We start from the raw sequence: 19,642 nt of genomic DNA, 5'->3' as shown, positions 1-19,642 counted from the left end.
ACCGTCACCCCGCATCATCGAGGGCGAGGACGGCAAAGCTCGCCAGCCAGTGCTCGCCCATATAGTGGCTGGCGAGATGGGGAAGACCCGCCGCCAGATGCTCGCGCGCCGCTTCGTGAGCAATGGCACGACGGGGGTCTTCTGCCGGCATGGCATCGCCGAGAGAACGCCAGCACCAGGCCCGGCTGAGATTGAGCCCGTCGAGATGAGCGATCTTGCCATCGGAGCGATCGGTCACCGTCGCAGGGCGGAACAACGTCGCCGGCTGCTTATCGGCGAGGCGCGGCAGAAACCGGTCGAACCAGGGCAAGAATTCGTCCGGCGGCAACAGGCGACGCATGCACTCGGCCTCAATGAGAGCCGAAGACTGGAAATCATCGCCACTCGGCTCGCCCCAGGCCGGGCAGTCGCGATCCGCGCCATACCAGCGCACGCCGGTCTCGCGCAGTAACGTGGCCAGCGCATCATCCCTTTTGATGCCGGCATAGTCCGCCGCCATGCGCAAGCCGAACGCTGTGTTGAAGTGGGTACCGACGCGCACGGGATAAGTCGCTCGCGGCAGAAAATCACGAAAGCGCTGCGCGATGACCTCTGCCAGCGGCGCAAGGCTGCGCGCCCAGCGATCGTCGGATTGGAGTTCGAGCTCGGTCGCCAGCTTCAGCAGCCAGGCCCAGCCATAGGGCCGCTTGAAGCCGCGAGCAGTCGGGCGGGCAAAGTAGGCGCACTCGGCGGCGACCTTGTCGGGAACGAATTGCGCGTCGAACAACGCGCGAATCTCGGGTGCCGATGCGACGTCGGGACAGCGGCGCAGCAGTCGCGCCAGCATCCAGTAGCTGTGGACGCAGGAGTGCCAGTCATAGCTGCCGTAGAAGATCGGATGCAGCTGGCTCGGTGTGCGCGCATCCGCCGGTTCAGCCAGCGCGTGGTCCACATTGTTGGGATATTCACGCCCGACATGGCCGAGCGCGATGCCAGCGAACTGCGTAGCGTGTTCGCGGGTGAGACGGGACGTGGTCATGCTCTGGCCTTTCGTTTGTCGCGGCCGATCAGGGTCTCGATCAGGCGCGGCAGGATGTAGATCGGAAATTGCGTCGCGGCGAAGTATAGCGCCATGCGTGGCGAGGCGGCAGCACCGAGCGCCGACCAGACCAGCCCGACATTGCGATTGCCGAGAATGAGCCCCACCGTCAGGCGCTCGGGCAGCGTTCCCGGCAGCAACACGGCCCCCGCAATTTGCAGGGCCACATTACAGGCGAAGGCAAGGGCAACGCAGAGCGTTGCGGCCGGCACATCCGCCGCGATCTGCGCGCGAATGCCGGCCATGGTCGCCACCGCAAAGACCAGAAGCGCGGCGATGATGATCCCGTCGACCACATCGCCATGGGCGGCCAGAACCGGCGCCGCATGCCGGCGGAGCAGGACGGCAAGGCCTTCGGCGCTGCCGATCAACAGCGCCAGACGCAGCGCGAGCTCGAACGCGCTGATCTCGAGGCCGCCGAACCAGCCGGCGAGAAGTGGGATCGTGACCGGCGCCAGCACCATGGACAACACCGTCACCACGAGCGGCACCGCGCCGTCGAGCCCGAGCATGCGTGCCACCGCCGCGGTCCCGCTCGACGGCGGCGCCGAGACGGCGAGCATGATCGCGGGCGCGAGTTCCGGAGCAAGACCGACGGCACGACCGGTCGCGCTGATCACCAGCGGACAGCCGACCATGACGATTGCCGGCAACAGCACCGACAGCGACGGCCGGCGCAACGCGGCGACGACCGCCTCACCATCGATTCGCAGCAATGTCCCGAGCACGATCAGGAAGATCGTGGCCGGCATCAGCGGTCGCGCCAGATCCGCGAGCGCCGGACACACGAGCCCGAGCAGGACGCCGACGGCCAATAATGTCGGTCCGCGCGGGATGAGGCGCAGGAGGGAGGATCGCATACGCCTCGTCCAATCAGGTCTTCCGCGCCAATAGACCACGCACCGCCTCATTCTTGAAATCGATTTTAGATATGCCTACCATTGCTCAAATGAATTTGGCTTCCGTCGATCTCAATCTCCTCGTCGCCTTCGAGGCGCTGATGGAGGAGCGCAACGTGACCCGCGCCGGCGCGCGCGTTGGCCTCGCGCAGCCGTCCATGAGCAGCGTGCTGACCCGCCTGCGGGCGCTGTTCGGCGACGATCTGTTCGTGCGCTCGGCCTCGGGCATGCAGCCGACAGCCAAGGCGCTGTCGCTGGCCCGGCCGATCAGCGAGGCACTCGGACAGATCAGAGGCGTGCTGGGGCCTGGATCAGCCTTCGATCCCGCAACCGCCCGCCGTCGCATGTCCATTGCGGTGACCGACTATGGCGACCTCGTCGTCGTGCCGCCGCTGGTCGCCGCACTACGACGGGAAGCGCCTGGAATCGATCTCGTCGTGCGTCCCATCATCGACCCGGCTTTGAGCGTCGCAAGCCTCGAGCACGGCGATGTCGACGCGCTGATCGGCGGCCATCTTCCCGCTACCACGCGCATCACCCGGACCAGGCTGTTCGAGGAGCATTTCGTCTGCATTCGCGACGCCAGGCGCGCCAGGCAGAAGGCGCGGCTCAGCAAGGATGACTACACCCGCCTTCCACATGCCTTGTTCTCATCGACCGGCGGCGACGGGCTTCCGGGCGCGATCGACACCGTGCTGGCCCGGCACGGGCGCAAGCGGCGCACGGCGGTTACGCTCGCCCATGTTGTGGCCGTGCCGTTTGCGGTTGCCGGCACCGATCTCGTGGCAACCATGGCCGAGCGCATCGCCCGGCGCTTCGCCGCATCGGCAGGCGTGTCCGTCGTTCCGCTTCCCTATGACGTGGAGGCGTTCACCATCGACCTCCTCCACACCCGCCGCGCCATGACTGACCCGGCGCTGCGCTGGTTCATCGAACTGGTCAATCGTGTTTGCAGGAAGCTCTGACGAACCGACGGGCCGGCAACAGGCCGCTATTTCCGCTCAATCAGCTGCGCGATCTCCCAGACATGTCCTGAAGGGTCGGCAAAGGCCGCAGTTCGCCGTCCCCACGGACGGTCGATCGGCCCATTGAGCAGATCGACGCCGATTTCCCTCAGGGCTGAGCAGACCTGATCGACGTCGACGACCCTGATCGTCAGAAGTGCGCGCGCTCCTGCGGAGGACTGCGCGACACGCAGCGGCTCGACAAGCGGCGGTGCCCGAGACGCGTCGAGAAGGTTGATCAGGAGCCCACCAAATCTCAGCACGGATGAGACCGCATCTTCCCAGACCGTCTCGGACGCGAACACTTTCGCGTAGAAGGCTTTCGCCGACGCAATGTCATCGACGAACAACGTGATGACTTCAACTTCGCTTGGCAGACCAATGGTCATGTCGCACTGCTCCTCACCGTTGCAGCATCGGCCTGCGTGAACCACGCAAGCCGCGCACCATGATATCTCACGATGTCGCGGCCTGGCGCAATTCCGGCGAACCGGGCAAATGCCCGACCTGGACGCCGTGGTCCTAGTTGAACAGCTCCGGTTCCGCCGCGGTGATCCAGTCCCAGAGCGGCTGGAAGCTGAAATAACCGCCCTTGTGGGTGCCGACCTGCCGCGACGTCAGGCTGGCGATCTCGTGCGGGATCGGCTTTGGCGTGCCGGCGGCCTCCGCGAGCAGCTGGGCGCGCGCGGCATTGTCCATCGCGATGTACCACCACGCGGCAGCTTCGATGGTCGGTCCCACCGTGAGCAGGCCGTGATTTTGCAGGATCGCAGCCTTCTTCGATCCCAGCGCCTGCGCGATCTTGCGGCCCTCCTCCGCCTCCAGCACGACGCCCGAGAACGGATCGAACAGGACGTGATCCTCGTAGAAGGCACAGGAATCCTGTGTCAGCGGATCGAGCAGGCGGCCAAGCGCCGACCAGGCCTTGCCATAGGTCGAATGGGTGTGGGCTGCCGCGATCACCTCCGGATGCGCCGCATGAATCGCCGAGTGAATCACGAAGCCGGCCTGGTTGATCGGCTTGTCGCCGATCAGGATGTTGCCGTCGTGGTCGACGAGCTGAAGATCGGACACCTTGATCTGGCTGAAGTGCTTCGACAGCGGGTTGATCCAGAACCGCTCGGGAAACTCCGGATCGCGCACGGTGACATGGCCTGCGAGGCCCTGATCGAAGCCGTACCGCGAGAACAGCCGGAACGTCGCGGCGAGACGTTGCTTGCGGTGCAGCCTCTCCTCCTCGAACGACACCGCCGGCGTACGTTCGACCAAGGAATATTTTTTGGGCTTCTCGACGACCTTGTTCATTGTTGCGGCTCCTTTTCTAGTATTCGAGGTTTTTGTCGAAGACGTCGGCCAGTGGCACGCCATGCGCATAGGCATCGAGATTGACCAGCGTCTTGTCGGCCAGCCGCTTGGCATCCTCGCCTCCCGTCCACGAGACGTGCGGTGTGAGGACGACCTTGGGATGGTCGTAGATCGGATCGCCATCCAGCGGCGGCTCGGGATCCGTGACATCGAGCGTGGCGCCTGCGATCCGGCCCTCATCGAGCGCTTGCAGCAGGGCGGACTGATCGACGATCCGGCCGCGCGCGACATTGATCAGATGCAGCGATTTTTTGGCCCGCGCCAGCACGTCGGCATTGATCAGACGGGCCGTCTTCGTCGTCGCCGGCAGCGCCAGGACGAGATGATCGGAGACCTCGACCAACTGCTCGATGCTGTCCACGGGCTCAATGCCCGGAACAACGTATGGCCAGGCCGATCGCCTAAGAACCCTGGTGTTGACGCCGAACGGCCTGACCCGCTCGGCAACGGCACGGCCGATTGCACCAAAGCCCGCGATGCCGATCGTCTTGCCGCTGAGCGATCCCAGCGGGGCGATCTTCCATTGCTCGCGGCTGCGCGGCCGGATCTCGTGGATACGCTTTTCGAAGCCGAGAATTGCCGCGAGCACATATTCCGCGATCGGATCGGCCGAGATGCCGCGGCCGACCGTGACCACGGGCCCATCGAGCAGCCATGCCGGAAAGAAATCGATGCCGGTCGATGCGGTCTGGATCCAGCGCAGGCCGAACGGCCAGCCTGCGGGCTTGTCCGCAGGCGCCTTGTTCCAGCCCGCCAGCGGCCGCGTCAGCAGCACGTCGGCCTCCGGCGCAACCTCCCACGCCGGACGATCGGCGGGATGATCGATGATCAGCGGACGCGACCAGTGATCGGCCAGCGCGGCACGAACCTCCGCGCCCAGTTGATTGACGATGATCGGCGATCGCACGCGGGTGGAGGCGCGCCTGCTTTCAATTCGGGGAGTGTTCATGTCACGCGTTCATGATGGCATTGATGCGGACATGCTAGGCGCTCGGGGCAAGATAGTCTTTTCAAAGATCATCGGCATCGGGCAACAACAGGACGACGCTTCCAACCGAGGCATAAGAATTCGTCTCCGGGTGCGGCGCTGTTATTTTTGGCCGGTGACGCCAGGCTTCCGCGCCTTTGGCTGAGCCGCCGCTTCGGCGGCACGGCGGAAGACGGCTTCCATCAGCCATTGCTCGTTGGGAAAGTGCTCCGCCCATTCATCCCAGCCGGAGTGCTTGCGGTATTGTCCGAGCCGCCCGGATGCCAGCACCTCGTCCTTGCTCACGGAGACGCGGCGGTCGCAATCGGGCGCGACATAGATCGCGTCTGCACGGCAATAGAGCTCGCACATGAAGCAGGTCTGGCAATCCTCGACGCGCGCCAGGATGGGCAGGCCGTCACGGCCGGGATCGAGCACGTTGGCGGGGCAGACCTCGATGCAGGCCCCACAATCCGTGCAGCGCTCCGCAACGATGAGTTCGATCATGACACTACCTCGAGTTGGCCCGGCCGGGCGCTTGCCGATGGTCGATCCAACGCGACCCAGACCTGCTCCAATCCGCCGCTGAGCAGGCGGGCGGCCAATCCGGGATCCTTGGTAGGATAGTCCTCACGCCGATGAAGGCCCCTGCTCTCCTTGCGCGCGACCGCCGTGGCAACGGTCCAGCGCGCCGTGGCCAGCAGTGCCGCGGTTTCGCGCAGGGCGATCGAACCCGCCTGCCCGTGATCTGCCACCTCACGCCACAACTCTTCGAGTGTTTGCGAAGAGGCCGCGAGCCCTGCCCCGGTGCGGAACAAGTTCTTGTCGAACGGATGCATCTCGGCGCGCACGCCGGCTTTGGCTGCGGCCACGTCAACGGCCTTAGGCCGGCCACGCGGGCGAAGCCCGGCCCGTCCAAGTGGCGCCAGCTCCGTCGAGCGGCTTTTCGTGCTGCGTGCCACGCACGCAGCCGCGCTTCCTGCAAACACGCCAGACGACAGCGCCCATGCCGAGTTGACGTTGCCGCCGCCGGAGATCGCGCCCGCGACCTTCTCGCGCGATGCGTTGTCGCCGGCGACGAACAGGCCCGGCACCGACGTCGCGCAATCCGCGTCGTGCACGCGCACGCCGCCGATGCCACGGATGGTGCCGTCATTGTGCAGCGTGACTTCGAACCGGTCGCGGTAGGGATCGATGCCCCAGCGGTCGAACACCAGCGGCACGTTCGGCGAAATCGTATGCAGCCGCGCCTTGATGTCATCAGGCAGACGCTCGAGCGAACAGTAGACCGGCCCGCGCTGCAGGGCCCGGGCAAGACGGACGGTCTGATCGGGACCGAACGGGAGATCGAGCTCGTTTCCATCGGCGTCGGAGTAGGTCGCAAAGGCATAGGCCATGCTGCGCGTCATCGTGGAATGCGCCGGCGCAATGGTGTAGGCGGCGGTGAATTCCATGCCGGACAGCTCCGCGCCCGCCTCGGCCGCCATGAGATAGCCGTCGCCGGTGTTGGTTCGCGATCCCAACAGATGCGACAGAAAACTGGTCCCGCCCGCCGCGAGCACCACCGCGCCAGCCACGATTCGATACGCGCGCCCGCTGTCTTGACGGCGCTGGCCACGCGCGCCGCCGATCGACCCATCGGCCCGCGCCAGCAACTCGACAACGGGCGACTGATCGAGAATAGTAACACCGTGGCTCAGTACGTGCTGGCGCAGCGCGCGCATGTATTCCGGCCCGCGCACCGCGCGGTGGTTCACCCTTCCCTCGTCGTCCGTGCCGAATTTGTAGTATCGGGCCAGCGTCGGCAGCGTGCGCCAGGTCTGGTCGAGGATGCGGTACATCCATTCCGATTCGCCAAGGCCGAGCCCGGCGGCGATGCGATTGGCAACAACAGCGTCCCGCGCCGCCGAAGGATCCGGCGGCACCCACCAATGGCCCGGCCCCGCGGCGGCCGTGACACCACTGGTGCCGCAATAGCCCTTGTCGGCGAGAATAACCCTCGCACCGGCTTGCGCGGCCGACGCGGCGGCCCATGCGCCGGCCATGCCGCCGCCGACGATCAGCACGTCAGTCGTGATCGACAGCTCTTCGAGCGAGGACGACACCATGATCTCCGCCTTTGCTCACGCGCGCCCGGCTGACACGCCCGTCGTCGCCGACGTGCGGCCCGCTTGACGCAAGCCTCAATGACCGAACAGCCGATAGCTCCGGTCGGCCGCCCGCAGGTGCCGGTTCTCGTCGGTCCAGCCGACCGCACGCCGGTAACTTCCCAGCATGGCGGCTTCCTTCAGCGCGGCCACATCGACCGTCTGCGGCGCTTCCGCAAAGGGAGACACAAACAGCGCATCCTCCGGGCAATAGAGCTCGCACAGGAAGCAGGTCTGGCAGTCGCTCTGGCGGGCGATCACGGGAATGCCGTCAGTCTTGTCGAAGACGTTGGTCGGGCATACGTTCACGCAGATGTCGCAAGCCGTGCACCGCTCGGAATCGATGACCTCGATCATTCCGCGGCCTCCGAATATTGGGCGGAGACCAACGGACGCGCCGATGTCCAGACGTCGTCGAGCCCGCCGGTCGTCACAAGGTGCAGGTAGCGATCGTCCGGCTCGGGATAATCGTCGCGACGATGCATTCCCCGGCTTTCCTGACGCGCCAGCGCGCTGCGATACATCCAGCGCGCGGTCGCAAGCATGGCGGCGGCCTCGCGCGCACGTAGCAGCTCCTGTTCGTCCGATGCGGCTGCATTCGACGCCTCCGACCACAAGCCATCCAGGCGACGCAGAGAGTCGCCCAGTCGCCCGGCCTCGCGGAAATAATTCAGCTCGTAGGGGAACACCTCGTCCTGAACACTCCGCGCAAGCGCGCCGCCGTGCATCGGTTGCCCGCTGCCGGAGCGCAAGCCAACGGTGCCGCGTCGGAACGCCTGACGCCCGATTGTCGTGCCCAGTTGGCGCGCAAACTCCGCCGCACCTTGGCCGGCCCAATAGCCCGAAGACATCGCCCAGGCGGCATTGTGGCTGCCGCTGCCCGTAAAGCCGCCGCAGATCAGCTCGCGGGTCGCAGCATCGCCTGCCGCGTAGAGGCCCGGAACGGTGGTTGCGCAACTGTCGTCGACGATCCGCAGACCGCCCGTCCCGCGAACGGTCCCTTCGAGCCGCAGCGTGATCGGGAATCGTTCGGTGAAGGGATCGATACCGGTGCGGTCGAACGGAAGGAAGAAATTCGGCTGGGACGCGCGCATGTGGCGCTGGGTCTCGGCTTGCGCCTGATCGAGTTGGGCATACACGGGCCCCTTCCGCAGCGCGCGCGCAATCACGGAACGGCCGCCCTTCGACGACGCTCCCGGAATGACGCTGCCCTGCTCGTCGGTAAAACTCGCCCAGCTGTAGAACAGGGTCTTGGTCACCGATCCGAACGCCGGCGAGATCGCGTAGGCGTTGGAGAACTCCATGCTCGTGAATTCCGCCCCCGCTTCCGCAGCGAGGAGATAGCCGTCGCCGGTCAGCACGTTCGAGCCGAGCGTCTTGCTGAGAAAGGCGCATCCGCCGGTGGCGATCACCACGGCCTTGGCGTTGACCGCCCAGCGATCCCCCTTCTGGCGGCGCAAACCTGCAGCGCCGGCAACCACGCCGTTTCCGTCGACCAACAGTTCGAGCGCGGGCGAATGATCCAGGATGGTGACGCCGGCCTGCTTGGTCCGCTTGCGCATCAGCCGCATGTATTCCGGGCCCTGCAGCGAATTCCGCTGCGGCTTGCCGTCCTCATCTGCGGGATAAGGATAACCCCACTCGGCAAGCTGGTTGCTCTGGGCGTAGGTCTGGTCCAGCACGCGCGCCATCCAGCGGCGGTCCTGGAGATAGCCGCCCAGCTTCTCGCGGCTGGCCATCGCAGCCTCGCGGCGTTCGGGAACGGGATCGACATACCACACACCGGTGCCGGCCGCCGCAGTCGCACCGGAGGTGCCGCAAAATCCCTTGTCCGCCAGCACGACGCGCGCGCCATGCTCGGCAGCACTGATCGCGGCCCATGTCCCTGCGGGACCGCCGCCGAGCACCAGCACGTCGGCGTCGAACACAATCGATCCTGCCGAACTCGACAGCTTCTCGGCGCGGCCAGATGAATTCGTCATCGCTCGTCTCCGGATTGATGTCCCTGCGCAGCACGCTCTCTCAGCTGCCGAACCCCGCCGGAATGAACGCCGGCAGCTTGTCCTCGATGAACTGCTTCACCTCGGGCGAATTGAACACCTGGATGAACGCCTTCAGCCGCGGATCGTCCTTCTTGTCCGGACGGGCCGTGAAGCGCAGCACCAGACCTTCGTCGACGGTACGATCGATGATCAGCGCCGATTTCGGGTCGCCGCCGGCCGGAATGAGATAGGTGATATTGACGAGCGCCAGCGTCACGTCATCCAGCGAGCGATAGGTCTGCGCCGGGTCGAGCTCGACGATCTTCAGATTCTTGGGATTATCGATGATGTCGAACTTGCTCACCGAAAAGCCCTTGCCGGGCGCGAGCTTGATCAGCCCGGCCCGCTCCAGCAGAATCAGACCGCGGGCGCCGTTGAGCGGCTCGTTCGGAATGGCGACGCTGTCGCCGGATTTGATCTCGTCGAGCGTCTTGATCTTCTTCGAGAACAGGCCGACTGGCGCAATCACGCCGACCTTATCGGCTTGCACCAGATTGAAACCGCGTTGCTTGTTCTGAAGCGCGAGATAGGTCGCATGCTGGAACAGATTGGCATCGACCTCGCCGCTGTTCACGACCTCGTTCAATGCCACCCAGTCCGACAGCTCGACGATCTTGACGTCCTGCCCTTTCTCCTTGGCGAGCCTGGCGGCAAAGGACGCCAGTTGGCCAACGGGGCCGGCGCTGGTCGCGATCTTCAGCGGTTCGCCGGCGAAGGCGGCCGCCGTGAATGCGAGCCAGAGGCCCGCAACCTGGGCGGTACGACGAAGGATTTTCATGATCTCTAGTCCCGTTGCAATTCGGATGATGTGTCTCACGCGGCTTTGCGCGCGCCGGCGTCGGCCTGTGCCAGCGCCTGACCGAGATCCGCAAGGATGTCGTCGGGATGCTCGATTCCGACCGACAGGCGGACGTAACCGGGCGTGACGCCGGCGGCGAGCTGCTCGGCTGCGGTGAGCTGCTGATGCGTCGTCGACGCCGGGTGAATGGCCAGCGAGCGGGCGTCGCCGATATTGGCGACGTGATAGAACAGCTTGAGCGCGTCGATGAACCGCCGGCCGGCTTCGACGCCCCCTTTCAGCTCGAAGCCGACCAGCCCGCCAAAGCCGCCCTTCAGATAGGCGTCCGCCCTGCGCCGGTTCTCCCCGCTCTGCAGTCCGGGGAAGATCACGTTCGAGACCGAGGGGTGCTTGGCGAGGAAGTTCGCGGCCTTCACCGCGTTCTCGTTGTGCTGGCGGATACGCAGCGGCAGGGTCTCGATGCCCTGGATGAACTGGAAGGCGTTTTGCGGCGCGATCGACGCGCCGAGGTCGCGCAGCAGCTTGACGCGGGCGCGCAGGATGTAGGCGATCGGCCCGAGCGGCTTTGCGGCTTCGGTCCAGATCGCACCGTGATAGGCCTCATCAGGTTTGTTCAGGAGTGGGAAGCGCTCCGCATGCGCGGCCCAGTCAAAATTGCCGCCGTCGACGATGGCGCCGCCGATCGCGGTGCCATGGCCGCCGATATATTTGGTCGTGGAGTAGACCACCACCGCAGCGCCGTGCTCGAACGGACGTGCGATCAGGGGCGACGCCGTGTTGTCGAGAATGAGCGGCACGCCCAGCGAGCGGCCGATGTCCGCGACCTCCTTGATCGGAAAGACGTTGAGCTTGGGATTAGGAAGCGTCTCGCCGAAATAGGCCCGCGTCTTCGCGTCGGTTGCGCGGCGGAAATTCTCGGGATCCGCAGGATCGACGAACCGGACCTCGATGCCGAACTGCTTCAGGGTCTGCGACAGCAACGTCCAGGTGCCCCCGTAAAGATCGGTCGAGGACACGATGTTGTCGCCGGCCTGGGCGATGTTGAAGATCGCGAAGGCGGACGCCGTCTGTCCGGAGGCAACTGCGAGGGCGGCCGCCCCGCCCTCGAGTGCGGCAAGCCGATCCTCGAAGGCCTGCTGGGTCGGATTGCCGATACGGGTGTAGATTGGACCAAGCTGCTCGAGCGCGAACAGGCGCGAGGCGTGATCCGTGTTTTCGAACTGGAACGACGTGGTTTGATAGATCGGAACCGCCACCGCCCCAGTGGCGGGGTCGGCGCGGTACGATCCACCATGCAACGCGAGCGTCTCGAAGTTCCGGGTCTCCAATGCCATCTGCAATTCCCTTTCGATCTCGAGCGCGCGCACCTCGCGCGGCAAGCCGTGCTTGTCGATGAAAATGATGCGGGCGGATTCCACGGCTGTCGAGCGTGTCCGGAAAATAGCGATGCGCGTGCTGCGTCACCGTCGCTTCGTAACGCGTTTCTTTCAGCTCCTTCGCCTAATTGGAAACAAACTCGCTCACGCAAGATGTTAAAAATTTCGCGCGGAGCGGATGTGCTTCGCAATTGATGATCGGGACCGACCATGACGAGACCGCGCGAGCTGCGCTTCAACGCCTTCAACATGACCGCGCCGAGCCACAATTGGGCCGGCCTATGGTCTCATCCGCGCGACGCGTCGATCGACTACAACACGCTCGAATATTGGGCTGACTACGCCAGGACCGCGGAGCGAGGCCTGCTCGACGGCATCTTCCTGGCGGATGTGTTCGGCGTATACGACGTCTATCGCGGCAATACCGATGCCGCCGCATTGCACGCCGTGCAGCTTCCCAACGCCGACCCGACACTGCTGGTGTCCGCCATGGCGCTCGTCACCCACCATCTCGGCTTCGGCATCACCTCGAACCTGACCTTCGAGCATCCCTATCAGCTGGCCCGCAAATTTTCGACGCTCGACCATCTCACCAAGGGCAGGATCGGCTGGAACATCGTCACCGGCTATCTCGACAGCGGCGCGCGCGGCATGGGCCTTCCGGCCAACCGCGCCCATGACGACCGTTATGACGCGGCCGAGGACTTCCTCACCGCGGCCTACAAGCTGTGGGAAGGAAGCTGGGAGGATGACGCCGTCCGCCGTGATCGCGGCAGCCGCATCTTCACGGACCCTGCAAAGCTTCACCGCGTGGTGCACAACGGCCCTTATTTCAAGGTCGACGGCATCCATCTCGCCGAGCCCTCGCCGCAGCGGACGCCGCTGCTGTATCAGGCCGGCACCTCGAAGCGCGGTCGCGCCTTCGCCGCCCAACATTCGGAAGCGATCTTTCTCAACGGCCAGACCAAGCCCATCCTGGCACGCGCAGTCCGCGAGATACGCGAGGCGGCCAAGGCCTATGGCCGCGATCCCTACGACATCCGCCTGTTTGCCGGCGCGACCGTGATCGTGGCGCCGACACGTGCCGAGGCGAATGATCTGCTCGAGGACTACGCACGGCATGTCGACCAGACCGGTCAGCTCGCCCTGTTGTCGGGCTGGACCGGCATCGACTTTTCGACCTACCGACCCGACCAGCCGATCGAATATGTCGAGAGCAACGCCATCCAGTCGATGGTTGAAAACTTCACGGTGCGGAGCGACCGGCCTGTCAATGTCGGCGACCTCGCCAGATTGAGCCGCGCCGGCGCCCGTTCGCCCTTCGTGGTCGGCTCGCCGCAGGACGTCGCCGACGAGCTGATCGCCTGGGCGGACGAAACCGACGTCGACGGTTTCAATCTGTTCCGCCTGGTCGCACCGGAGTCGCTGAACGCCTTTGTCGATCTTGTGGTGCCGGAGCTGCAATCGCGCGGCGTCTACAAGACCGCCTATCGCGACGGCACGCTACGCGAAAAGCTGTTTCCGGGGCGCGGTCCGCGGTTGCACAGCACGCATCCCGGCGCGAGTTTTCGGCGCGCGCCGTCGGCGGATGCGTTCCAATCCGACGCCGCCGAATAGCAAGGGTGACGCTCACCCCTTCGCGCGATGTTCGCGGAATGCGGCTGCGAGCGCTCCCAGCGCGGCCCGCGACCGGCGGTCGGTCAGGGACGAATGAAGCACGACCTCCGACGGCGGCAGCTTGGGAAGTCCGAGCTTGGCGCCGACGTCGATGGTGCCGGCCGGCGCGATCCGATACGACAGTGGCGCGATCGCAAGCCCCGCCACAACGGCGGCATGGACCGCCGAGGAGCCGCCACCCAGAAACACCTCGATCCATTTGATGCCGGCCACATCCAGCGCCTGTGTGGCGATGTTGCGCACGCCGCAGGTCGGAGCCAGTGCGGCGAGGCGCAGGGGCTCGCCCTCCCTGTGATCGAACCCTTGCGCCGCAAACCAGCCGAAGCGCTCGTGCGCCAGCGTCTCGCCATCGCGACGATCGTCCTCGCGCTGAACGATGGCCGCGTCTAACCGTCCCTGATCAAATAGATCAAGGAGATTGCGCGAATTGTCGAGCTGGACCTCGATGGTCAAATTCGGATCATGCGCGTGCAGCCGTGACAGCAAGGCCGGAACTTCCGGGCCCGCGACATGCGCGGCAATACCAAGGCCGAAGTGACGCGGCGGCGCATTGAGCCCGGCGATCGCACGTTCGTGAGCCGCGATGAGCTCCCGTGCGCCCTGCAGGAACGCCGTCCCCTGCGCCGACAGCCGCACCGATCGCGGCGTGCGTTCGAGCAATCGATGCCCGACGCGATCCTCCAGCCGCTTCAGCTTGACGCTGATCGCGCCTTGCGTGGTCCCCAGCGCCTTGGCGGCCCGCGTAAAACTGTGAAGGTCCGCCACCATCACAAAGGCTCTGACGGCATCGACATCGAGCGAGAGCATTGCATCATCCGGTTTCGTTGTCTCTGAAATCTATATTGATCGGATTTTGTTGTGGTCAAGGGGGCCCTATGTTCGCCCCGCCTAACGCGGACATGGCGCACGGGAAAGCACCCTTTCCCGGAGCGAGCGACGTCGCGTCCGCGCCGGCAATCAGCATCACGTTTGGAGGTCACCGCCTTGACGGTCTCACCATCACGACGAAACACGATCGCCCTGGCCGCGGCCTGCCTCGCGTCCCTCATGTTCGGTCTGGAGATCTCCAGCGTTCCGACGATCCTTCCCACGCTGGAGACGGTGCTGCATGCCTACTTCCAGCAGCTGCAATGGATCATGAATGCCTACACCATCGCGGTCACGACGGTGCTGATGGCCACAGGCACGCTGGCGGATCGTTATGGTCGAAAGCGCGTGTTCGTCGTCAGCATCGCCGTGTTCGGCCTGGCTTCGCTGATCTGCGGCCTGGCGGAGGACGCGCTCCTCCTCATCGTGAGCCGCTTCCTTCAGGGCATGAGCGGTGGCGCGATGCTGATCTGCCAGGTCGCGGTTCTCTCCCATCAATTCCAGGAGGGCGCACCGCGCGCACGAGCCTTTGCCGCCTGGGGCATCATCTTCGGCATCGGGCTTGGCTTCGGACCCATCATCGGCGCGGCGATCGTCGCCGTCTCCGGCTGGCAATGGGTGTTCCTGATCCACGCATTCATCGCGATCGTCACCATCGCGCTTGCCGTGACGGGCGTACGGGAGTCGCGCGATCCCGAGGCAAAACATCTCGACATCGCGGGCATCGTGACGCTTTCGACATCGGTATTCTGCGTCGCCTTCTATATCACGGAAGGCCCCGACTTCGGCTTCGGCAGCCTGACCGGCCTGGCGATCGTCGCGACGGCTGTTCTGAGCTTTATCGCCTTCGTGCTGGCCGAGCTGCATAGCGCTCGTCCGATGTTCGATTTCTCGGTGTTCCGGATACGCGCCTTCTCCGGTGCGCTGCTCGGGTCGGCCGGCATGAACTTCAGCTTCTGGTCCTTCATGATCTACCTGCCGATCTTCTTTCGCAGCGCGCTTGGCTACGACAATCTCACGGCCGGTCTCGCATTGCTGACCTACACGCTTCCGACGCTGGTGATTCCGCCGCTCGGCGAACGGATATTGCTGAGGTTCGGCGGCGGCATCGCCATTCCCTTCGGCCTGTTCGTCATCGGCCTTGGTTTCATGCTGATGTGGGCCGTCAGCGGCGTCGCGCACGTCACCTGGCTGACGCTGGCGCCAGGATGTCTGCTTGCGGGCGTAGGCCTCGCCCTCACCAACACGCCGGTGACCAACGTCACCACGGGGGCGGTGTCGAGCACACGGGCCGGCATGGCATCCGGCATCGACATGAGCGCCCGCATGATTTCGCTGGCGATCAACATCGCCTTGATGGGTTTCATCCTGATCGCAGGCATTTCCTCCTGGCTGCGCAGCGCGCTGCCTGGTGGGCTCGATGCCGGTCGCCTGCAATATCTTGCGGAACGCATCGCGGGCGGCACCGCCCGCCTGTCCGATATCCCCGAGCTGAGCCTCCTTCCGGCAGCGGACACCGCCGTGCAAGATGCGCTGATCCATGGTTTCAGGCTCGTGATGCTCTATGGCGGGCTATCCGTCTGGATCATGGCGCTGGCGAGCTTCGTGATTTTTGGCGAGAGTTACGCCACACGGAAGCGTCTCGCGTCGAACTGCGATACCGACAACTCCGTTCTCAATTGCTAACGCACGAGAGAATGTTCGTTCCCTTCTGCGCCCGACTGCGAAATTGCCACGCGGACCCGTTTGCCGGCAAAGTGAGCCGTCCCAGTCTCCCCAAACAGAGGTCGGGACGGCAAGGCAGTTACGTTGAACCGGATACCCGAAATGCATCATCTCACGTTTCGCCTGCGAGCCCTCGCCGCGGCTGCGCTCGGCTTCTTTGCCATGGCGTCCGTTCAGCCCGCGATGTCCGAGGAGCTCCGGATCGGCTATCAAAAATCCTCGACGCTGACGGCGATCCTGAAGACCAACGGAGAGCTGGAGAAGGCGCTGGCGCCGCTCGGCGTCACCATCTCCTGGCACGAATTCACCAGCGGCCTGCCGCTGCTGGAGGCGATCAACATCGGCAGCATCGATTTCGGCGCCGACGTCGCCGACACGGTGCCGATCTTCGCGCAGGCAGCGGTCGCCAAGCTCGCCTACATCGCCGAGGAAGCCGCCTCGCCGGCCGCGCAGGCGATTGTCATTCCGGAGCCGTCGGCCATCAAGACCATCGCCGAACTCAAGGGCAAGAAGATTGCCGTGACCAAGGGCGCCGGCAGCCACTATCTGCTGCTCGCAGCTCTGGCGAAATCCGGCCTGAGCTTCAAGGACATCACGCCTGCTTATCTGACGCCGGCAGACGGCCGTGCTGCCTTCGTCAGTAATAATGTCGATGCCTGGGTCGCCTGGGATCCGTTCCTGACCAGCGCCTTGCACCAGACGAAGGGCCGGATTTTATCCGACGGCGGCAACGGCCTTGCGAGCTACAAGCGCTACTACCTCGCTTCTGCCGCGTATGCGGACAAGCACGATCAGGTCCTCAACGTGATCTTCGCAAAACTCTCCGAGACCGGCAAATGGGTGAAGGCCCAGCCGAAGGACGCGGCGGCATTGCTCGCCGGCCTCTGGGGTATAGATGCGGCAACCGTCGAGGAGGCCAACAGCCATCGCTCCTATCAGGTCGGCGCGGTCACCGGCCCGGGCCTGTCGGAGCAGCAGCGCATTGCCGATGCGTTCCACGCCGAAGGTCTGATTCCCGTAAAGATCGACACCACCGCCATCAAGATCTGGTCCCCGAAGGGGTCTTGATCTCCGCTGCTTGCGGCTTAAGCCGCCCCCTTTCGGAATCCTCATGCCACCACGCCAACTACACCTGAACGTCAACCTGCTTCACTCCGGCGTCTACCCGTCAGCCTGGCGGCTGCCGGACAGCGATCCGCGCGCGTTCTTCGATCTCGGTCATTATGTGCGGGTGGCGCAGATTGCCGAGCGCGGAAAGTTTGACGCAATCTTTCTGGCGGACTCGCCGGCCGTGAACGATCGCATCGACTACCGATCGTTCACCTCGCTGGAACCAACGATCGTGCTGGCGACGGTCGCAGCCACGACGACGCATGTCGGTCTGATCGGCACGGTCTCCACGACCTACAATGAGCCTTACAACATTGCGCGCCGCTTCGTGACGCTCGACCATGCCAGCGGCGGACGCTCAGGGTGGAACGCTGTCACGACCGCGGATGCCGCTTCAAGCCGCAACTTCGGCCTCACGGGCGCACTGGAGCACAAGGCCCGCTACGAGCGCGCCAAGGAATTCACCGACGTCGTCCACGCCTTGTTCGACAGCTGGGAGGACGACGCCTTCGTCGGCGACAAGGCGAGCGCGCGGTTCGTCGATATTTCGAAAGTGCATCCGATCGCCCACCGCGGCCCGCATTATTCGATCGCCGGCCCCCTGAACGTGCCGCGCTCGCCGCAGGGACGACCGGTCACGGTCCAGGCGGGCGGCTCCAATGACGGCCGCGACTTCGCCGCCGCCTATGCGGAAGCGGTATTCACGCTGGCGCAATCGATCGAGGAAGGCGTCGCCTATGCGCGCGATCTGCGCACGCGAGCAGCGGCCTACGGGCGTTCCGGCGATTCCATCGTCATTCTGCCGGGCCTTGCGACCGTCATCGGCAGTACCGAGGCAGAGGCGAAGCGGCGGCAGGACGAACTCTGGGAGCTGGTGCCGATCGAATACAGCCTGACGCGGCTGGCCGGCACACTTCAGATCGACCCTGCTTTGCTTGAGCTCGACAAGCCGCTTCCCGACCCGTTGCCGCTTCCAGCGAACGCCAATCACACCATGTTCCAGGGCACCGTGAACCTCGCGCGGCGCGGCAATCTCACTGTCCGTCAATTGATCCGCGCGCTCGGCGGCGGCGTGGGCCATCGCATCATCGTCGGCACGCCGGAGCAGATCGCCGACGACATCGAGACCTGGTTCAAGGCCGGCGCCGCCGACGGGTTTAATCTGATGCCGGACGTGCTGCCCACGGGGCTGGAGACCTTCGTCGATACCGTCGTCCCGATCCTGCAAAAGCGCGGATTGTTCCGGACCGAATACACGGGCACGACGCTCCGCGAGCATCTTGGTCTGCCGCGGCCCGCGAGCCGCTTCGCGAAACGGGCGCCGGAGGTCGCGTCAGCCTGATTCACCCAAGAGACTGGGCCAGCCCGGTCGATTGCCGGGCGCGCACACGGGGAATTACCTCGTGCGCAAATCGCCGCATCTCGGCCTCGAACGGCTGGAATTGCAGCATGAACAGTTCGATGCCAGCGGCGTGGAACGCCTCGATGCGCTCCGCAACCTCGTCGTAGCTGCCGACGAGCCCCGCGGCCGTGCCGCCATTACTGCCGACGCGCGGCGTCTTCTGCATGGTCTGCATCATCACGACCTTCGGATCCGTGTTCTGCTTCTGGATGGCCTTCATCGGCGCATCCTTTGCGGCAAGACTGAGCAGCCGCTCATGGGCGGCCTGCGCCTGCTCGCGGGTCTCGCGCGCGACGACAAAGGCGGACAGACCGAAACGCAATGGCGGCGCCGACCCGCGCGGACGTGAAGCGACGTCGGCGATCAGGCCGGCGACGTCGCCGAGCGGCTGGCCATTGATGAACCAGACGTCGCCATGGCCCGCGACGAGATCCCGCGCCGGCTCGGACTCCCCGCCGACATAGATGAGGGGACGCTTGCGATAGAGGCTGGTCGGCCGCAGCGCATAGTCCGTGACGTTGAAATGTTCGCCGCTGGTGTTGAGGCGCTCGCCCTCCATCAGGCGCGACACGATAGAGATCCATTCATTGCCGTAGGCGTAGCGCGCATCGTGCTCGGGGAAGCCAATCCCTGCCTTCTCCAGCTCCGGACGGTTCCACGCGTTGACCAGATTGATCGCGAACCGGCCACGGCTGATGTTCTCGATGCCGAGCGCCAGCTTTGCCAGCACAACGGGATGATAGAGATACGGCTTGATCGCAGCGATGATCTCGATGCGCTTCGTCAGCGCCGCGATTGCAGCCGCAGCGCTCCACGCTTCAAGCTGATCGAGATCCTCCTGATGCGGATTGATCGTGTGCTGCGCGATCAGCGTGGAGTCGTAGCCAAGCTCCTCGGCCGCCAAGATGAGATCCCGGTTGCGCTCCCACGAGGCGTCATAGGGCTCTTCCGGGTCCTGATGCGCAGCACGCGGCCCATGCACCAGTGCCCAGATGCCGAAGCGAAGAGGTGCGGTCGTCATCGTGCTCTCCCGTAAATCCGTTAAGCCTGAGGCGTTCTCGCCAATGCGTGGCGCAAGATCAAGCAGACAAGACATCAAAAGATGTTCTTTGTCGCGCATCGGCGCTGCGACGACAACAGATCACTCCGGAGCGAATGACAATTGAAATACCGCTCTATTTCTG

18 protein-coding genes are annotated in these 19,642 nt (G+C 64.8%); 5 read left to right on the top strand and 13 right to left on the bottom strand.

The window, feature by feature from the left end; translation table 11 throughout:
• Window positions 1-4: 4 nt before the first annotated feature.
• Together FXB40_RS17275 and FXB40_RS17270 are read right to left on the bottom strand one after the other, a co-directional pair.
• Window positions 5-1,018, bottom strand: a complete 1,014-nt coding sequence (locus tag FXB40_RS17275) for a DUF2891 domain-containing protein (RefSeq protein WP_148773381.1) — start codon at window positions 1,016-1,018, stop codon at window positions 5-7.
• Complete coding sequence (locus FXB40_RS17270; RefSeq protein WP_148773380.1) at window positions 1,015-1,938, bottom strand: hypothetical protein; 924 nt, start codon at window positions 1,936-1,938, stop codon at window positions 1,015-1,017. The genes FXB40_RS17275 and FXB40_RS17270 overlap by 4 nt, the downstream gene beginning before the upstream one ends.
• An 89-nt stretch (window positions 1,939-2,027) precedes the next feature.
• Here FXB40_RS17270 and FXB40_RS17265 point away from each other — a divergent pair, with 89 nt between their 5' ends.
• On the top strand, window positions 2,028-2,942 hold the full coding sequence (locus FXB40_RS17265) for a LysR family transcriptional regulator (protein ID WP_148773379.1): 915 nt from the start codon (window positions 2,028-2,030) through the stop codon (window positions 2,940-2,942).
• Window positions 2,943-2,968: 26 nt separating this feature from the next.
• Here FXB40_RS17265 and FXB40_RS17260 read toward each other — a convergent pair whose 3' ends face one another.
• The 9 genes from FXB40_RS17260 to FXB40_RS17220 all read right to left on the bottom strand — a co-directional run bounded on the left by FXB40_RS17260 (window position 2,969) and on the right by FXB40_RS17220 (window position 11,635).
• Window positions 2,969-3,370, bottom strand: coding sequence for a VOC family protein (locus FXB40_RS17260; RefSeq protein WP_148773378.1), 402 nt, complete (start codon window positions 3,368-3,370; stop codon window positions 2,969-2,971).
• Window positions 3,371-3,503: 133 nt separating this feature from the next.
• A complete protein-coding gene (locus tag FXB40_RS17255) occupies window positions 3,504-4,286 on the bottom strand; it encodes a class II aldolase/adducin family protein (protein WP_210352165.1) in 783 nt (260 codons plus the stop codon).
• A 16-nt stretch (window positions 4,287-4,302) separates the two neighbouring features.
• On the bottom strand, window positions 4,303-5,295 hold the full coding sequence (locus tag FXB40_RS17250; protein ID WP_148773377.1) for an NAD(P)-dependent oxidoreductase: 993 nt from the start codon (window positions 5,293-5,295) through the stop codon (window positions 4,303-4,305).
• Window positions 5,296-5,436: 141 nt separating this feature from the next.
• Entirely contained in the window at window positions 5,437-5,820 is a 384-nt protein-coding gene (locus tag FXB40_RS17245; protein WP_148773376.1) for a 4Fe-4S dicluster domain-containing protein, read from the bottom strand.
• A complete protein-coding gene (locus FXB40_RS17240; protein ID WP_148773375.1) occupies window positions 5,817-7,421 on the bottom strand; it encodes an FAD-dependent oxidoreductase in 1,605 nt (534 codons plus the stop codon). The genes FXB40_RS17245 and FXB40_RS17240 overlap by 4 nt, the downstream gene beginning before the upstream one ends.
• 75 nt (window positions 7,422-7,496) lie before the next feature.
• A complete protein-coding gene (locus tag FXB40_RS17235; protein WP_148773374.1) occupies window positions 7,497-7,817 on the bottom strand; it encodes a 4Fe-4S dicluster domain-containing protein in 321 nt (106 codons plus the stop codon).
• Window positions 7,814-9,442 (bottom strand): FAD-dependent oxidoreductase, encoded by a 1,629-nt coding sequence (locus tag FXB40_RS17230; RefSeq protein ID WP_187436939.1) that lies wholly within the window; start codon window positions 9,440-9,442, stop codon window positions 7,814-7,816. Before FXB40_RS17230 ends, FXB40_RS17235 begins: the two co-directional genes overlap by 4 nt.
• Window positions 9,443-9,482: 40 nt before the next feature.
• Window positions 9,483-10,280 carry a MetQ/NlpA family ABC transporter substrate-binding protein gene (locus tag FXB40_RS17225; protein WP_148773373.1) on the bottom strand — a complete coding sequence of 266 codons (798 nt, stop codon included), beginning with the start codon at window positions 10,278-10,280 and terminating at the stop codon, window positions 9,483-9,485.
• Between the two features lie 35 nt (window positions 10,281-10,315).
• Window positions 10,316-11,635, bottom strand: coding sequence for an O-acetylhomoserine aminocarboxypropyltransferase/cysteine synthase family protein (locus FXB40_RS17220; RefSeq protein WP_148773422.1), 1,320 nt, complete (start codon window positions 11,633-11,635; stop codon window positions 10,316-10,318).
• Window positions 11,636-11,887: 252 nt separating this feature from the next.
• On the opposite strand from FXB40_RS17220, the gene FXB40_RS17215 reads away from it, so the two are divergent.
• On the top strand, window positions 11,888-13,294 hold the full coding sequence (locus tag FXB40_RS17215; RefSeq protein ID WP_148773372.1) for an LLM class flavin-dependent oxidoreductase: 1,407 nt from the start codon (window positions 11,888-11,890) through the stop codon (window positions 13,292-13,294).
• Window positions 13,295-13,306: 12 nt separating this feature from the next.
• Here FXB40_RS17215 and FXB40_RS17210 read toward each other — a convergent pair whose 3' ends face one another.
• A complete protein-coding gene (locus tag FXB40_RS17210; protein WP_148773371.1) occupies window positions 13,307-14,161 on the bottom strand; it encodes a LysR family transcriptional regulator in 855 nt (284 codons plus the stop codon).
• A gap of 177 nt (window positions 14,162-14,338) precedes the next feature.
• Between FXB40_RS17210 and FXB40_RS17205 the strand changes: the two genes are divergently transcribed.
• The 3 genes from FXB40_RS17205 (at window position 14,339) to FXB40_RS17195 (ending at window position 18,398) form a co-directional block, all read left to right on the top strand.
• Window positions 14,339-15,907 (top strand): MFS transporter, encoded by a 1,569-nt coding sequence (locus tag FXB40_RS17205; protein WP_283812916.1) that lies wholly within the window; start codon window positions 14,339-14,341, stop codon window positions 15,905-15,907.
• A gap of 141 nt (window positions 15,908-16,048) precedes the next feature.
• The gene (locus FXB40_RS17200; RefSeq protein WP_148773370.1) at window positions 16,049-17,014 is read left to right on the top strand and encodes an aliphatic sulfonate ABC transporter substrate-binding protein; all 966 of its coding nucleotides are present in this window, start codon (window positions 16,049-16,051) and stop codon (window positions 17,012-17,014) included.
• Between the two features lie 43 nt (window positions 17,015-17,057).
• Entirely contained in the window at window positions 17,058-18,398 is a 1,341-nt protein-coding gene (locus FXB40_RS17195; RefSeq protein WP_148773369.1) for an LLM class flavin-dependent oxidoreductase, read from the top strand.
• Window position 18,399: 1 nt separating this feature from the next.
• Here FXB40_RS17195 and FXB40_RS17190 read toward each other — a convergent pair whose 3' ends face one another.
• On the bottom strand, window positions 18,400-19,479 hold the full coding sequence (locus tag FXB40_RS17190; RefSeq protein ID WP_148773368.1) for an LLM class flavin-dependent oxidoreductase: 1,080 nt from the start codon (window positions 19,477-19,479) through the stop codon (window positions 18,400-18,402).
• Window positions 19,480-19,642 lie beyond the last annotated feature (163 nt).

This window comes from Bradyrhizobium rifense (assembly GCF_008123425.1).
GTDB classification, from domain to species: domain Bacteria; phylum Pseudomonadota; class Alphaproteobacteria; order Rhizobiales; family Xanthobacteraceae; genus Bradyrhizobium; species Bradyrhizobium rifense.
This window is presented reverse-complemented; position numbering and strand designations above follow the sequence as displayed.

Bases quoted from the DNA above. Each gene is read 5' to 3' on its own strand.
- FXB40_RS17275 (WP_148773381.1), bottom strand. From the start codon at position 1,018: ATGACCACGTCCCGTCTCACCCGCGAACACGCTACGCAGTTCGCTGGC.
- FXB40_RS17270 (WP_148773380.1), bottom strand. From the start codon at position 1,938: ATGCGATCCTCCCTCCTGCGCCTCATCCCGCGCGGACCGACATTATTG.
- FXB40_RS17265 (WP_148773379.1), top strand. From the start codon at position 2,028: ATGAATTTGGCTTCCGTCGATCTCAATCTCCTCGTCGCCTTCGAGGCG.
- FXB40_RS17260 (WP_148773378.1), bottom strand. From the start codon at position 3,370: ATGACCATTGGTCTGCCAAGCGAAGTTGAAGTCATCACGTTGTTCGTC.
- FXB40_RS17255 (WP_210352165.1), bottom strand. From the start codon at position 4,286: ATGAACAAGGTCGTCGAGAAGCCCAAAAAATATTCCTTGGTCGAACGT.
- FXB40_RS17250 (WP_148773377.1), bottom strand. From the start codon at position 5,295: ATGAACACTCCCCGAATTGAAAGCAGGCGCGCCTCCACCCGCGTGCGA.
- FXB40_RS17245 (WP_148773376.1), bottom strand. From the start codon at position 5,820: ATGATCGAACTCATCGTTGCGGAGCGCTGCACGGATTGTGGGGCCTGC.
- FXB40_RS17240 (WP_148773375.1), bottom strand. From the start codon at position 7,421: ATGGTGTCGTCCTCGCTCGAAGAGCTGTCGATCACGACTGACGTGCTG.
- FXB40_RS17235 (WP_148773374.1), bottom strand. From the start codon at position 7,817: ATGATCGAGGTCATCGATTCCGAGCGGTGCACGGCTTGCGACATCTGC.
- FXB40_RS17230 (WP_187436939.1), bottom strand. From the start codon at position 9,442: ATGACGAATTCATCTGGCCGCGCCGAGAAGCTGTCGAGTTCGGCAGGA.
- FXB40_RS17225 (WP_148773373.1), bottom strand. From the start codon at position 10,280: ATGAAAATCCTTCGTCGTACCGCCCAGGTTGCGGGCCTCTGGCTCGCA.
- FXB40_RS17220 (WP_148773422.1), bottom strand. From the start codon at position 11,635: ATGGCATTGGAGACCCGGAACTTCGAGACGCTCGCGTTGCATGGTGGA.
- FXB40_RS17215 (WP_148773372.1), top strand. From the start codon at position 11,888: ATGACGAGACCGCGCGAGCTGCGCTTCAACGCCTTCAACATGACCGCG.
- FXB40_RS17210 (WP_148773371.1), bottom strand. From the start codon at position 14,161: ATGCTCTCGCTCGATGTCGATGCCGTCAGAGCCTTTGTGATGGTGGCG.
- FXB40_RS17200 (WP_148773370.1), top strand. From the start codon at position 16,049: ATGCATCATCTCACGTTTCGCCTGCGAGCCCTCGCCGCGGCTGCGCTC.
- FXB40_RS17195 (WP_148773369.1), top strand. From the start codon at position 17,058: ATGCCACCACGCCAACTACACCTGAACGTCAACCTGCTTCACTCCGGC.
- FXB40_RS17190 (WP_148773368.1), bottom strand. From the start codon at position 19,479: ATGACGACCGCACCTCTTCGCTTCGGCATCTGGGCACTGGTGCATGGG.